Origin of the sequence: Limibacter armeniacum, assembly GCF_036880985.1 — a bacterium.
In the GTDB taxonomy this organism is placed as follows: Bacteria; Bacteroidota; Bacteroidia; order Cytophagales; family Flammeovirgaceae; genus Limibacter; species Limibacter armeniacum.
The window spans coordinates 48,742-64,610 of record NZ_JBAJNO010000002.1 but is presented as its reverse complement, the minus strand read 5'-3'; the positions used below and the strand labels follow the sequence as shown (position 1 = coordinate 64,610).

The 15,869-nt window shown below is 41.2% G+C and carries 9 protein-coding genes; all 9 read right to left on the bottom strand.

Annotated elements, in window-relative coordinates:
* Positions 1-283 precede the first annotated feature (283 nt).
* The 9 genes from V6R21_RS01485 to V6R21_RS01445 all read right to left on the bottom strand — a co-directional run bounded on the left by V6R21_RS01485 (position 284) and on the right by V6R21_RS01445 (position 15,862).
* On the bottom strand, positions 284-2,239 hold the full coding sequence (locus V6R21_RS01485) for a glycoside hydrolase family 3 protein (protein WP_334240205.1): 1,956 nt from the start codon (positions 2,237-2,239) through the stop codon (positions 284-286).
* Between the two features lie 47 nt (positions 2,240-2,286).
* Positions 2,287-3,537 (bottom strand): Ca2+-dependent phosphoinositide-specific phospholipase C, encoded by a 1,251-nt coding sequence (locus V6R21_RS01480; RefSeq protein ID WP_334240203.1) that lies wholly within the window; start codon positions 3,535-3,537, stop codon positions 2,287-2,289.
* A 112-nt stretch (positions 3,538-3,649) separates the two neighbouring features.
* A complete protein-coding gene (locus V6R21_RS01475) occupies positions 3,650-6,787 on the bottom strand; it encodes a TonB-dependent receptor (protein ID WP_334240201.1) in 3,138 nt (1,045 codons plus the stop codon).
* A gap of 85 nt (positions 6,788-6,872) precedes the next feature.
* Entirely contained in the window at positions 6,873-7,868 is a 996-nt protein-coding gene (locus V6R21_RS01470) for a FecR family protein (RefSeq protein WP_334240198.1), read from the bottom strand.
* Positions 7,869-8,062: 194 nt separating this feature from the next.
* Positions 8,063-8,626: an RNA polymerase sigma factor gene (locus tag V6R21_RS01465; RefSeq protein ID WP_334240196.1), complete on the bottom strand. Its 564-nt coding sequence runs from the start codon at positions 8,624-8,626 to the stop codon at positions 8,063-8,065.
* 477 nt (positions 8,627-9,103) lie between these two features.
* Positions 9,104-10,327, bottom strand: a complete 1,224-nt coding sequence (locus V6R21_RS01460) for a metallophosphoesterase (RefSeq protein ID WP_334240194.1) — start codon at positions 10,325-10,327, stop codon at positions 9,104-9,106.
* Between the two features lie 2 nt (positions 10,328-10,329).
* Positions 10,330-12,003, bottom strand: a complete 1,674-nt coding sequence (locus V6R21_RS01455) for a calcineurin-like phosphoesterase C-terminal domain-containing protein (protein WP_334240192.1) — start codon at positions 12,001-12,003, stop codon at positions 10,330-10,332.
* A 174-nt stretch (positions 12,004-12,177) separates the two neighbouring features.
* On the bottom strand, positions 12,178-13,776 hold the full coding sequence (locus tag V6R21_RS01450; protein ID WP_334240190.1) for a RagB/SusD family nutrient uptake outer membrane protein: 1,599 nt from the start codon (positions 13,774-13,776) through the stop codon (positions 12,178-12,180).
* Positions 13,777-13,807: 31 nt separating this feature from the next.
* Positions 13,808-15,862, bottom strand: coding sequence for a SusC/RagA family TonB-linked outer membrane protein (locus V6R21_RS01445; RefSeq protein WP_334240518.1), 2,055 nt, complete (start codon positions 15,860-15,862; stop codon positions 13,808-13,810).
* Positions 15,863-15,869 lie beyond the last annotated feature (7 nt).

Genomic DNA, 15,869 nt, shown 5'->3' with positions numbered 1-15,869 from the left:
AGAATGGTAAGACATGCGCAATCCTGACTTATCGTCTGCTTTTGCAAGATGGGTCAAGGACAGAATGAGTTATCCTGAGGTTTTATTGGAAATAAGCTAAATAATACAACGTATTCAATGTACTTTGAAAAGCCAGTCAACAATAGTGACTGGCTTTAGAAGAGTATATCAGGAAAGCAAGTTCGTTCTAGTAATGGTTATTATTGATTGCATAAATCGAGTAAGAGAGAATGAGTTCTAAGAACATGATTTTAACTATCATAATTTCTAAGCATTGAAATACTTAATTACTAACGACATGCTTATAGGTAATCCCAAAACCAAATGGATACAAAGGGTCTTTAGAGTCATAAGGTACATCCTCCAGCTGATTTTCAACAGCCTCCATACTTGATGGAATTTCAATAGGTAACTTCCCTGAAGGGGTAAATGCTCCAAAAATCAATTCTGCTAAAATTTTGTCCTGACATTCAAAGTCTGCAATCATTGCTTTACTCGCTTTATTGATCTCTGGAATAACACCCGGGCGGTCAATCGTCATAATAGTGATTGTAGGCTTCTTGGTAATCAATTCCAATTTTTCTTGCTTCTGATCCTCTGTAAAATCCAATCTTCCCTGATGGAAGAAGTTTTCCATAAAATTATCTGCTGGTCTATACGGAGCTGTAAATTTCTGTACAATAACATCCGCCTCCTCTACATTCTCTACTACTTTGGCAAATGAACCAAATGCTTCAGGCTTCAATCCATCAAGGTAAACTTTTGTTTGCCTTACCAAAGGCAAAATACTGTCTTCATTTTTCAGAAGTACCAATGACCTTCTTTGTGCCTCTTCTCCTTTTCTTTTGAAATCTTCCTTCTCAAAGAGCGCCAGATTCTTTTGATCCACATACGGATTGTCGAAAAGCCCTAGGGTAAACTTGTCCCTCAGAATTCTTCTTACGGAAGCATTCAACCGTTTTTGGGATATTTTCCCTTCTTTGATCAACTCCAGCACAAGATCTGTACGGGACTCCCCACCAATCATATCACCTCCAGCATTGAATACTTTTAATACCCTTTCCTTCTCGGATAAGTCCTCAATACCCCAAGCGGCCGCTGGCTTGAATCTAGTATCCGTGATCACTCCCCAGTCTGAACAGACAATCCTATCAAACTTCAATGAATCTCTCAAAAGGTCGGTCACCATTTCCTTGCTAAAGGCAAACCCAACTTCTTCTCTCCCGATTCCTTTAGGAATCGCATAATTTGTCATGATCGAAGCTGTATTTGCAGCCAACGCTCCTTCCGTAAAAGGAATTAGATGGTAGTCAAAATTGTTGCCCGGATACACTTGCCCTTTGCCTGAAGCAAAGTGTGCATCCCAACCATCCTCTTGAGGTCCACCTCCTGCAAAATGCTTTGACATACAAGCCACACTATTGCTGCTCAGGCTGTCCCCCTGAAAGCCAAGAATATAGGCTTTCATTAGTTTTGCACTCAGGTAGGCATCCTCGCCAAAGGTACCGCTTAGCCTTGCCCAACGAGGTTCTGTCGCAAGGTCACCCATCGGGTGTAAAGCCCAACGCAATCCTACAGCGAGGTATTCCTGACGGGCAATATCTCCAAACTCACGAATGATAGCTATATCTCCAATGGCTCCAAACCCTAGAGGTGATGGCCAATAAGAGAAAAAGCTCGTTGATACAGTGGAACCAAAATTCACCTCTCCGCCGTGAATTGGGTTTGTTGCGATCGTAACAGGTATACCCAATCTTGTTCGTTCTGCCATATTCTGAAGGTTATTGTGCCATTTCAATAGGTCTTCAGCACTACCGACCTTCATAATATTGAAATGGTTGATTTGCTTTCTGGCAATCTGTTCAGAAGCTTTTTCCATCAGAAAAGACAGGGGATTGGAGAATGATGGGACTTCACTCACTTCACCATTTTCACCCAACGCAATTCTATTGATAAATATAAGACCTGCCTTTTCTTCATTGTTCATCTGGGCAAGTAGGTCATTGATCCGGTCTTCAATAGCGGCTCTATGGTCCTCATAAACATCCAGTTTCCCATTCTTGTTTAAGTCTCTAAATTGGATTTGATCAACTATCAATATTGGCGTCTCTTTCCCTAGTAATGATAAATTTTTCTTTGACTCACTTATCCATTTAAAATAGAAAAAGGAATAAGCTACACCTCCAAAAAAAAGGATACATAATATGATGTATCCTATAATTCTAATTAATTTTTTCATCTGAACTTTTTTACCTCAAATAGAATGAGAAATTATTCATCTTAAAACTACTGGGCACTTGCTGTCAACTCTTTTGTTACTGCGGGACTAACTCGAGCCGCTTTTCCATTAGGCATCCTCACCACATAATCAGTATTGTAGACATTACCTGACTTAAAAAAATCAGTTGATACTACTTGTGCTCCACTTTCAAAAGCAGCCTCTTTACGACTATGGTCATTGACTTTTGCTTCATAAGTTTCGATGTCGGAGCGCGTTCTAACCAAGTAGCCTTTCTTGACAGCTTCCGTAATCTCTTCTTTTCTTACGATTGCATTGTCCATCAACAAGAAAGCTGCATGTGGATAGCCTGGTTCTGAACGGACGAACATAACCCTGTCTTCTAGCGAAGGTCTGCCTTGCAAATAAGGTGTCTTGTCGACATCAGTCGTACCGGCACCTGATGGCAAAAGCATAAAGACAAACTTACCCAAAGAAGATTTAAGCGATGGCCAGCTTTGAGCAAGTACTGCTTCCTCCAAGGTCTTGTAATTGCCTCTTACATCATCTGGGGTGATGACTTTATCCCTGCCCAAAATTGAAATAATTTCAGCATCCAGTTCCATGAAAGCCTTATTATCAAAAGACAATACTTCTGTTGAATTCGGAAACAATGGAATCCCCATGTCTTTTGCCTCAATCATGATAAAGATCGGAATATGATCTGCATGGGCATCAGACCACCCTTTCAGTTCTTCCAGTGCACTACGAAAAGTGGTGTAGTGTGTTCTAAAATCGATATCTGCTACGTGCAACACCTTAAAGCCAGGCTTGGTTAGTCCAACTGAATCAAATGGAGCTAACTCATTTATACCTCTCTGTTTCAGTAGCTCATAAGTAGCAGGCTTGTGGAAACGGTTACCAGTTGGATCATAATATACATCAATCTCAAATGAGCGGAGACCAGAGTCCAGTTGCTCTACAAAATCAGGGTGATCATAGGCAAGCCCTTCACTAAAGCTCATTGGATTTGGATGGTTCTCCTTAAACCTTGCCATCATTTCCTCAGACATTGACTTCATAAACTTAGTCCCCATCTGTTCCATGATTGGATCAATCATATTGATAACTGCAGGGTCGATTGGCTTGGCATAGCTGTTATGTGTACCTAGTACCTGAATCTCATTCAGTTTTGTACTAGTAGGAAGGGTGACTTCTTTAGCTCCCTTCTCAGCTGTAAATTGTTCAGTCTTAGGGTGGCAACCTACTCCTGTAAAAGCAATACTCGCCACTGCGACTGCATATAGTAGTTTGTTCATTATCTTCATTTGAATATAAAAGGTGAATTAAAAGCTCCGACCCCACTCAGCTACCGAAGTAACTAAGCGAAGTCAAAGTCTTTTTAGTCACCGACTTGGAACAGTATTTTGACTACCTGAAATTATAACTAAGACCTACTTGTCCTCTTACACCAAACCAAGAGGCTCTTTCCGGTCTGTCCACTGTACCATGATACATTCTGTTAGGCGTATTGGTAATGTTATTCACCTCAGCGAATACACGCATCTTTTCAGTAAAGGCATAAGAAGTAGAAAAGTCAACTGTGAAGTTGTCATCGAACCACTCATAGTGCTCAGGACCTGCTACCGAACGGATTGTATTCACATATTTGCCTTTGAAGTTACCTGCAATACGGGCAGTGAAAGCATTGTCTTCATAGAACAATACTGCATTGAATATATGTTTCGCCTGTTTTGGCAATGAAGAGCTGTACTCACCTACCTGCTCACCATCCTTGAATTCAGGAATCTTCACTTCAGAATCAACAAATGTATAGTTACCCTCTATACCGAAGTTTTTTAGGAAGCCTGGCAACTCTCTGAAACGACGTGACAAGCCAAACTCAAAGCCATACAGCCATGCCTTGTCCAAGTTTTCAGGTCTTGACAGCAAGTAATTTTCTCCATTTACGACAGCAATTGACTGGTTATCGTAGATAAAGTTGGAGAGCTGCTTGTAGAATGCACCACCAGAGATCAAACCAACTTCATTGAAATAATGCTCAAACATCAGATCATAGTTGATAGAAAATGTAGGTTTCAGATCCGTGTTCCCTTTTACCACTGTTCTGGCAATATCCGAAATCGTTACTCCTGGATTCAGCTGACTAAAATCTGCCTTAGCATATGTACGTGTTACAGCCAATCTCAGTAAGTTTTGCTCATCCATCTTGTATTTCAAGTGTAGCATTGGAAGAAAGGCATTGTACTCATTATTTTCCACGATATCTTCCACGGTTGTCTCACCGGCAGCGTTAGTTGATACTTTTGCTCCTTTGAATTGCAGAACGTTATACTCATTACGTATACCACCAATCAACTCCACCTTACCAGACAGCTTATAGTTCCCCATCAGATAAGCGGCGTAAACTTGCTCGTCACCCACATAAGAGCCTGTCTGGTTGGAAGGAGCATCTTTACCTTGTGCTGTAATCAAGCCATATTGTTGCGCAAATTCATCCGTATAGATCTGATCAATTTGGTCGTTGGTCAACTGGTCAATCAGCATATCATTATAAATCCCTCCAATTTCACTCAGGAATCCACCATTATGTGGGAAGCTTTCTCTTTCCATATTGTTAAGCATTGGAGGTGCCGGCATATTTGGAATGCCCAACAAGCCACCTGCCATTTTAATCACTGTTGCACTAAATACATTTTTAGTCTTGTCTGACACTTTTGCGCCAGCCTTCAGCTTCAGTCGGTCAGATGCTTCGTACTTGAAATCTACCTGCCCTTTATAGTCTGTTTCATCATTTTCGCTCTGAGCTAGAATTGCATACTGCATCACCATCTGGTTTGGATCCAGAGTAGATGTCAGGTAAGGTAGCACAGCATCAATCTGATCACCGATACCATTTGGTGAATCCATTTCCAAGTATTTGAAACCATCAGAAGACAGGTTGTCAAAATCAGTCTGCTGAATAAAGTTTACGATTGGGTAGCCACGCTCTTCTTTAGGCAAGTTCTTAGGTGCGTCAAATGCAAATGAAGAACGAGCTGTCTGCAATTGCCAATCCATATGTAATTTTTCACTCAACTTTGATTTGCCTGACAATTGCATCGAGTACAGGTCCGTTACATAGTCTGTATGTCTTGCCTGCAATTGTGTATTATGCTGGTCAATATTGAAGTACACTTCCCTTACACTCTGTTGATCCAGATAGCGGGAATACATTCCCTTAAAATAAACCTTATGGTCTGGATTAAACTCATATTCCAAACCCAAGTTATAACCCATAGTCTGCCTACGGGCAAGGTAATCACGCAACTGGATATTGTTAATGGAATAAGCCTGTACCGCATCTGGGTTTTCAAAGTTGTAACCTAAGCGGTATTGGTCAGTTCCTGTATTTCTATCCCATACTACAGCCGACATCATGAAACCAAATTTCTTGCCTATACGATCACCATAAACGATAGAGGCATTGTAACCAGGCTCCTGTGCTTGTTCACTGTAAGTAGCTCCTAAGTTAATATTAAAGGCCTTATCATAAGGAGCCGCTTTAGTGATAAAGTTCATACTACCACCAATTGCATCACCGTCGATATCTGGCGTCAATGCTTTTGAGAGCTGTACATATTCAATCAGCTCTGAAGGGAAGATATCCATCTGTACCCCACGGTTGGCGTTGTCACCACTGGCACTAGGCAAACGGTTTCCGTTCATCAACGTTGCACTCCACTGAATCGGTGTACCACGAACAGACACAAACCGTCCTTCACCAAGGTCACGCTCAATTGATACCCCTTGTAGACGCTGCACTGCTTCAGCTGCATTTCTGTCTGGCAACTTACCAATCGCATCGGCGGCCAGTACCTCCGCAATGCCGTCAAAGTTCTTCTTGATATTCAAAGCCCTTACCTGTGAAGGGTAATAAGAACCTTTTACCACCACTTCTTCCAACTCAGTGTCATCTGGTTTCATGGTCACCATGCCCATGTTATAGGTTTGACCTGATTCCAAGTTCACCTCAAGTTGCTGCTCAGCCATACCAATAAATGTAATCTGTACAGTTTGCTTTCCTGAAGGAAGGTTTACCAGTGAGAATGAGCCATCTAGTCTTGATACAGTTCCAACATTAGCCCCCAAGACTTTAATAGCAGCACCTGGCAGTGCACCTACCTCATCAAGGATAATCCCCCTAAGACTGCTATTTCTAGTCTGTGCACCATTTTCCTTATCTGTCTGCACTTTCAGGTAGACTGTTTTCCCCACTATATTGGAGTCTATCCCATAGGAAGTTTCCAGTACCTTAAGAAATGCTTTCAGTGACTTAATATCATTTGAAAAGTGAAGATTCTTTTCCAGATTTAGTACCTTTGGGTCATAGGCAAAAGTGTAGTCAGTTTCTGATTCAATTTGCTTGATTGTATTGCCTAACTTATCAGCTTTTACAGTAATACTGATAGTATTGGCTTCAGCCGTTTGGCCATAAGTAATTGATGATGTCAGCGATGAAAGGGCACAAAGAACTCCCAATGAAATCGCTTTCACTTGTTTTTGCATTGATTTAAATTTGAAGATACAACATAGCACAAGTGCACCCGATTTGCCCCCCAGCAGAAGGTGCACTTTGTGTTTTTTTAAAAATTTATTTATCCAATTTCCAGATTGTCACAGAATCTGACGCATACATCCGATATTCCAGATTCTGCAAATAAGCTAAGCCATCCAGCACTTCTTTCAGGTTGGCGTTCGCCTGATACCTTGTTGTCAAGTTACTGTCCTTTAATTTAGTAACATCTTCAACTGCTATAGTTACATCAAACTGCCTTTCCAGCGTCTTCAGTACCTGCTCCATTGGGGTATGGTCAAATACCATCTCTCCCAACTTCCACTTACTTGCTTCACCAAATACCTTAGTAGACTTATACTGCTTACCGCCTTTATTTTCGATAAGCAACCTATCGTTTTGCACCAAGCTACTTGTATCTGCCTCACTGATGACATTGACACTTCCTTCCTCCACATTGACCGAAGAGCTGTCTTCGTTGCCGTAAGCCTTGATATTAAACATCGTACCAGTAACAACTAGCTTATGTTCATTAAAAGCTACAGTAAAAGGAGATTGCCTGTTCTTGGCTACTTCAAAGTACGCTTCTCCAAAAAGACGGATATTACGATGTTCAACAAAGTCTTTCTGATATTGTAGGGAAGTCGCAACATTCAGCCATACCTTAGAACCGTCAGGCAACGTAAAACTTTTCACTTGACCACCAGCTGGAACCTGCAAAGTTATAAAATCAGATTCTGCATTGTTATATGCTGTGAAAATACTCCCTGCCAATAATAAAATAGTCAGACATACAGCTACCGCATAACGGTAGTCTTTCCACCATTTATCCATCCTTCGTTCTGCCCCTAGAGGCTTATTGGAAATCCGGTTCTGGATTAACTCATACAATCTGTCATGGCCAACTTGAGTACCAAGTTTCACCTTATTGGAAGCCATCCATTCGACTTTTAGAAAACTATCCAGCTCATCTGCCTTTTCTGAATTTTCCAATGCTGTTAATAGCTCCTTCTTTTCTTCCTTATTCAATCTTCCCTCTCTGTACTTTTTCCAGAGACTTTCCAGCTCACTCATGCTACTTATAATTATGTTCATTCACCTTATATATCCACTAAAAGGCTCCTACACCTAAGTGAAAACCATTAACAAAACATCAATTAAACATTGCGGGTACATCAATACTCACAAGAGATAATAAGACAAAAAAATACCTGCCAGATCTCAAAACGGGCAGGTTTCCTTAATAACAATAAAAAATATAGACTTCTTTATTTAATAAAAAGCACAAGCAATAACACAGAAGCTTTTAGTAGTGAATCTTTCAAGGTATGCAAGGCTCGGTTCATATGGTTTTCTACCGTACTATTAGAAATACCAAGTGTCTTAGCGACCTCTTCAGTGTTCATACCCTCATAACGTTTCAGCTTGAAAACATGCTTTGGGCGTTCAGGCAGTGCTTCAATAGCCTTATGAATTACCATTTCCAGTTCATCTGCAACATATGCCTCCTCCACATTATAACTGTCTGCTGGCACAATGCTTTCTTCCAACTCCACACTTGCGGTTAGTGACTTCTTAAGCTCTTTTAATGCAAAGTTTTTGGCTATCGTAAAGAGGTAGGCATTAAAAGATTTTTCAGGGTTAATCTCTTTTCTTTTTTTCCAGATAGTCACAAATGTTTCTTGAACAACATCATCTACATGGTCATCTAAATGTAATCGGCTAAGGAATATGCGTACTTGATTAGCATATCGATCATAAAGCAACCTGAATGCAAACTCATCTTCTCCCTCCAACCTAATCAGTAATTCCTTATCTGACAACCTATCCATAATTATATCTTTTCCTTATTTAGTCACAAAGTAAAGCAAATTGGTATTAGGTTTTCTTTTGTCTTGTTTACGATTGAGTTAAGTTTTATTTCTAAGATTTTCTCTATCAACCATTGAGCAAAGTTTCATTTTCAAACTTATAGCCTACTTATATATTGAAGGTTTGATAGCTGATTTTATGGCAGTAACCAAGTAAGATTAATTCACAACTAAGGTTGGCTAGCAGACAGTAACTATGGATAAATGATCCCAGAGTCAGGATATTGAAGGTTTGTATAAAAATACTTAGCCAGTTAAAGATTCCAGATGGCTTCATATTACACAAGAATAAAACCATATGATATACTTGAAAACAAACATTTCGCATTGCCCTAATTAGTGTAGGGTACAACCTAACCAACTTTTCAGTACATATGCTATAAGTACTGAAAAGTTGGTTAGGTCATTGAATCATTCATAATCAAAGGATATAGCCCCTTATTGAGTAATGGCTTCTTTCACCCATATAAAAGCATCTTTATCGTCAGTACCATGAGTTGCCAAGTTGAATGTCAAAGTATCCCCATTGATTTCAAAAATACCGACGTGCCCTGCATGAATCTGCTTAGTCACTAACCCTTCAAACTTACAGGGTTTCTCTTCTGGAGTCCACCCCTCTTTAAGCTTACCTCCTGCTCCAAGCGTCATGGCTATGAAATGATCTTTCAACGGATCATTAATCTGTGAAGCATTCTCTAGCTGTATAGGTATGCCTTCTGCATCCATTGGGTTAAGACGCTCATAAGTATGCGCATGTCCATTCATGACCAAGTCGACATCATATTGATTAAAAATCGGATACATGGAGATTAACTGCTTGCTAACTTTTTTGTAGGTACAAGTCTTTCCTGGATGATGTAAAGCGATAATGGTCCACTTATATTTTCCTTGATTCTCTTTCAAGGTTTTTTCTACCCATGCTTTCTGCTCCTCAAACTCATAAAAGCCTTCACTCCCATTTCTTGAATCAAGGCAAAGGAATTGTGTATTCCCTTTTGCTATATGGTAATAATGACCATTACCTACTTTTGCCCACTCCTGAAAATAGTTTTGATCTAGATCGCTACCATAGTCATGGTTTCCCAAGATAGGGAAAACTGGCATTTTGCTTAAGCTTTCTGCCAAAGGTGTAAATAGCTGTTCATCATATTTTTCGGATGCACCTACAGGATAAACAATATCACCTAGAAGGAAGCCGAACTGAAGACCATCGAATTTCGATAGCTCCTTGTTTAGCATGGTAGGAAACCCTCCATTTTCAGTGGCCTCTCCGATATCGCCTACTGCAAAAAACTGAATAGACTTACCCGTATTTTTTAGCAAATTCGTTTTCAGGTCACCTGAAATCTTTTCTTTACCATCAAAAATACCATAAGAAACCAATTGCCCATCAGCGGTTGGAACGATTGCCTCATACAGGTTACCCAAGCGATGTTCTACCTTGTATGCCTCGATTTTTTCCTCACCCCATTGCATGACAGGTGTTTTCATCTGCTGGTCTGTCATCCATCTGACCCTTACACTGTCCTCATTTTTGTACTGTATATAAGGCTGACGGGTCAGCTGTATGTCAGATTGGGATGACACTTCCCTTTTGCAAGCACTTCCCATCAGCAGGGAACCTAAGGCTACCCCTGCTAAAATATATTGACTCACTTTCATAATTATTTGCTGTTTTTGGTTTTCTTTTCTTTTTGCTTCTTTTTCTCAGCAGTCTTGGTTTTCTTCTTGTAAATGGTCTGCTTATAGCGGGCATCCATCATCTTGGCTGTTTCCATGATTTCCTCATCCACTACGACAAAGGCATGCGTCTTTTTGGTGTCCAGTCCTTCTTCATTGGTTGCCCACACTTCTACACTATGTACTCCTGCTGACAGTTTAGAGTCATACTCTCCTTCCCAGATGTGCTTGGAAACTCTTTTGATTGGTCTTTTGAAAATCGTTGTCTTCAGATTGACTGCACCTTTGGTTGGGTAAATACCTTTTACCTGAGTTTCGTACAACTTATTTAGGTATGGATCAATGATCAGCACTTTCTTCATTTCCTGCCATTCCCCTTTGTCCACTCTCATGCGAACTGTAGAGTGTTCATGGCCCATGTAAACATTGGCCAGCACTTTATTGGAAGGTTTTCCTTGGCTGGCAAAATCATCCTGCCACAGCATATAGTTCTCTACATATATATGCATCTGGTGTTCTTTGCCATAGCCAGTTGCCTTATAGCGCATTTTCAATTCATTATCCTGAATATCTGCTAAAATAAAACCTCTTGGCGTACCATCTTTCATGATGGCATTCGGCATTCCATAGATATCATATTCGCCTCTCCAGTGACCGCCACAAGTCGCACCGGCTGAAAGCAGGTGTGCTGGTTCCTCATTTGGCCATCCTTCCTCTTCACCTGCGAATCTCTGCTGGACTGTGTGTGAGTGGGCAAAAACAAAGAATACTTTTTTGAATCCTTTGAATAGCTGATAAAACTCTTTTACATTCGGCATATTATCCACCGGAATGTGCGTGGCTACCATCAACATTTTCTCCTTGTCTGCAGACTTCAGGTAATTCTCTAGGAATGTCCACTGATCTGGGTCAATACCCGCTGAGTAATACCCTCTTTTTGGATTATGAATTTCCGGATATACGTTGTTAAGCACAAGTACATTCAGTTCTCCCCATGACATCGCATAGTATGCAGGATTCAGTTTCTCTTCAAAAGTTTTATCCTGATCCAGAAACCTACGCTCTTCGCTGTAATCCCTGTTGGTATCATGATTTCCGAATACATAGTAGGTCGGTTTTCCTGACATAGTCGCAGCGCTTCTTGTCAGGTCATACAGCTCCAGTGAATTACCAACCACATCACCTAGCATTAGGGAAAAGTCATAATGCTCGTTAATCAGTTCGCTGGTCGTAGTCTGTACATAATAAGTGAAATCATCCAACGTGTGTGGCTGTGCATCACCCAACAAGGCTACCTCAGTCGCTTTGTTTTCCTTCTGGGAATGCATTGGCAGGTCAAAAGTCTGTGCTGTTTCCTTTGTAAGCAGGTGAAAAAATCTAGGATGCAGATCTTCTCCTAAAGGAAACTGATAGCCCACTGGCTTAATGGCGAATACCGGGCGTCCATTAATTCCTTTAATGCTGTATTGTCCTTTTGAGTTGGTGGTTACAATATCTACTCCGTTAGACACCTGAATTCCTTTCAGGGTTTTCTCCCCTTTGTCAAAAGTTCCGTTTCCATTTTTATCTACAAAGGCACGACCCTTTACCATTGTACCCTGTGCTGATACAGACATACCGAACAGCAGCATACATGCAATTAAGTGTATACGTTTCATCATCATATTTTTTAAAAAGTAAGACTATTTTCAATACATGTGAGCCATGCATTTTGTAAGGAGGCATCAGTGTATCATTTGCTGGTTGACATCAATACACAACCTGATTGCTGGGTCAGAAAGTGGCAGCTTGCCCCCGCAGATGCAAGCTGCCTGAACAATTCAATCTAAACTTTAATTGTAACCTTTATTCTGCTGAACAGCATTGGTTGACAAATCAATCTGTTTCTGAGGGATTGGTCTGTACATATTGTTGGCATTCAAAGTCTGCCCCTCATTAGCAAGCGGATTGTATTTGATTGCTCTTTCCACCAGCTTGTTTGTACGCACAAGGTCATACCATCTGTGCATTTCACCGAACAACTCTCTTGCTCTTTCGTCCAGGATAAAATCAAGTGTAATATCTGAAGCATTCACCGTAAACTCCGTTTCGTAGCCAGTATTTACCGACCTGCTTCTCAACGTATTCACACGTTCAGCAGCCGTTGCCACTTCACCCAACTGAAGGTAAGCTTCAGCCGCAGTCAGGTATGTTTCACCCAATCTCATCAGGATAGCATCCCTTGTACCCTTGTCATAAGTGAAAGGTTGGTGGAATTTCCAAAGCATCGGGTAAGCCGAACCATTGTCAGAAGTATTATGTACGTTCCAGTCTGCAAAGTTGATTACTTCATAATTAACTGCTGCTTTTTCATCTTCCGTCCAAGGCTTATCCCAATCCGGGAAGAAAATGGCCGTATCACCTTTGCTCAAATCCCCATCATCCATATTGGCATCAAATGAATGCTTGAAACCATCACGATAACGAAGGTCTGCATCCGTATCAAATAGCTGGAAGAAATAGGCTGTTGGTCTCAGGTCCGGGTCCTTGCTGCCCAATTCTGTAGAAAGTTCCATTCCAGTAAACGACTCATAGATAAAACCGAACCATTTACGCTGATCGTTTCCTTTACCGATTGTACTCAGATCTGTTGTGTACTGGATACTGAAGATTACCTCTTCATTCTCCTCGTTCGATTCTTTCCAAAGGTCTGCAAAGTTCATCACCAGTGACCTGTCTGAAGTCCCGATTACTTCGTCCGCCATTTTTGCTGCGTTCGAAAAGTCAGTTGTCTCCGCAAAAGATTTGTAACCTCTTGTCAGGTACACTTTTGACAGCAAGTGCTTAGCCGCTGTATTGGTAGCTCTGCCATAATCTGAAGCTGTTTCCGGAAGCACTTCCATTGCCTCATTAAGGTCCATCACGATCTGCTCATACACGGCTTTCTGAGGTGCCCTTACCAGTTCAGTTTCAGCTCCCTTTACAGCTTCTGTCATCAATGGCACATCACCCCAAGTCTGTACAGCATAGAAATGGAACAAGGCACGGATAAATTTCGCCTCTCCCACTCTTACTGCTACTATATCCTGATCCATTTCCACTGCTGCAGCTCTTTCAATTGCCGTGTTGGCACGGTGAATACCCGCATACAGTGAAACCCATAGGTCATTGACAGACTCATAGTCAGTAGCAATGCCATTGTAGCTGTTCAACGCAATCACTTCCGTATTGCTGTTGGCCCAAGTGATATCCGTTCCGTAAAAGAACAGGTCAGGATTTGAAACAAGGTCACGCAGTGGTGAATACATGGAGTTCACCAGACTCTCATACATTTGCTCATTGGTGTAATCATCAGGAGTAATACCTGCAGGATCGTTTTTGTCCAGAAAAGTCTCGCATGATGTCATCAATCCGATCATCAGGATCAATGCACTTTTATATATTGATTTCATCTTATTCAGATTTAGATAATGTAGTTCTCAATTAGAAAGTGGCATTCAAGCCAAACTGGTAAGTCGTTACTGATACGGCTGAAGATTTCACACCTTCACTTGCCCACTCCGGATCAAAACCATGGTAGTCTGTCCATACATATGGATTCAGTACATTGGCATACACTTTCAGTTTTTCCATTTTCATCTTTTCAGCGATGTTTTTAGGAAAGTTGTAGCCCAGTGAGATATTGCCGATACGTACAAAAGATGCATCCTGTATGAACAGTACTTCTTGGTATTTACCTGGGTTACCTGGAGCCGGATAAAGGTTTGAAGGTTTCTCAGTTGTATAATAAGGCAAGTTCAGGTGATTGCCTCCCTTATCTTTCTTGTCACCGTCAAATGTCCCGTACTTACTCATAAAATCATCCATCACCTGTACACCCTGACGAGTATAGATATTGAATGAGAAATCAAACCCTTTGTACTGCAATGTATTGGTAATCGAGCCAGTCCAGTCCGGTTGAGCAGCACCTAAAGTCGTTCTGTCTTCTGTCGTGATTTCTCCATCACCATCCAAGTCTTTCACCTTTACCTGACCTGGCTCTGCTCCAAATATGGTAGCCAATTCTACCTCATCTTCCTGCCAGATACCATCAAACTGATAGTTGTAGATCACTCCAATTGGTTGGCCAACAATCAAGCCATCAGCCAGGTTTTCGTCAACACCTTTTGCCAGCTCAAGCAACGTGTTCTTGTTTTTGGCAAAGGCAAAGTTTGTTGTCCATCTGAAATCACCACGATCAATGTTCACAGTTGACAAAGTCAGTTCAATACCCTTGTTTTCAACCGTACCCACATTGGCAATTGTAGAAGCATAACCTGTATGCTCAGGCAAGTCTCTAGCCTGCAGCAGGTCGTCAGTTACTCTTCTGTAAATATCTACCGAACCTGAAATTCTGTGCTTGAAGAAACCGAAATCCATACCAAGGTTGATCTCTGTTGTCTTTTCCCAAGTCAGGTCTTCATTACCTAGTACAACAGGTGCATAGCCGATCGCTGATGAATTCCCGAAGTTGTAATCGATCTTATCAAGGTTACCTGACACCAGGAATGAAGGGATATTGTCGTTACCCGTCTGACCGTATGAGACTCTCAATTTCAGCTCTGAAAGTATTTCGATATCCTGCGCGACATTTTCCTGATGTACTTTCCAGGCTACGGCTGCTGAAGGGAAGAATTTCCAGTTGTTACCATCTGCCAGTTTTGATGAACCATCGTAACGTCCTGTCACTGTCAGCAGGTACTTGCTCTTATAGTCGTAGTTGAAACGAGCCATGGTTGACATCAAACTCCACTGATCGTAACTTGTATTCAAACGTCTTATGATTTCAGCTGATTGCATCTGGTACCATTTTGAGTCATATGGCAAACCTTCTACAAAGGTATCCATCAGTTCGCTCTGGTGCTTCTGCATGTAGAATAGACCCAACGCATTGAAGCTATGTCCGTTCCATTTCTTTTTGAAGCTGATCGTATTATCCCAAACCCAGTCAAATTTTGTATTGTCTGCGTATTTGGCTGTCGGTTTGTCTGTTCCGTTATTGGCATTTGTAAAAGTACCTCTATACTGTCCTGTTTTTGTGTTCTTGTATTCTGCTGACAAAGATGACTTCAACTCCAGCCCTTTTGCAGGTTTTATCTTCAGGAAAAAGTTACCCAGAAAACGGTTTACGTATTTCTCATTGATGTCATTCTCCAAGTCAAACAGCGGGTTAGGATACTTAGCTGATGAACTTGTCCAGAACTGCTTTTCTCCTTCTGTATCGTAAGGACTTTCTGTCGGTTGCAGATTGTATGCTGAACGTAGCGCATCATTAGCACCCTGCTGATTGTCTGAGTGTGTGAAGTAACCTGAACCACCAACTTGTGCCCAGTCATTTACATTATGATCTAGGTTAAGGCGAAAAGTGTAACGTTTCAGAACTTGTGGAGCTTCTACCCCTTCATTGTTCAGGTAACCCAGTGAAATGGAATGCTTGGTTTTCTTGTTACCACCACTCATTGATATCGTATGACTAGTCTGCAAGGCATCTCTTGTCAGCAGCTCA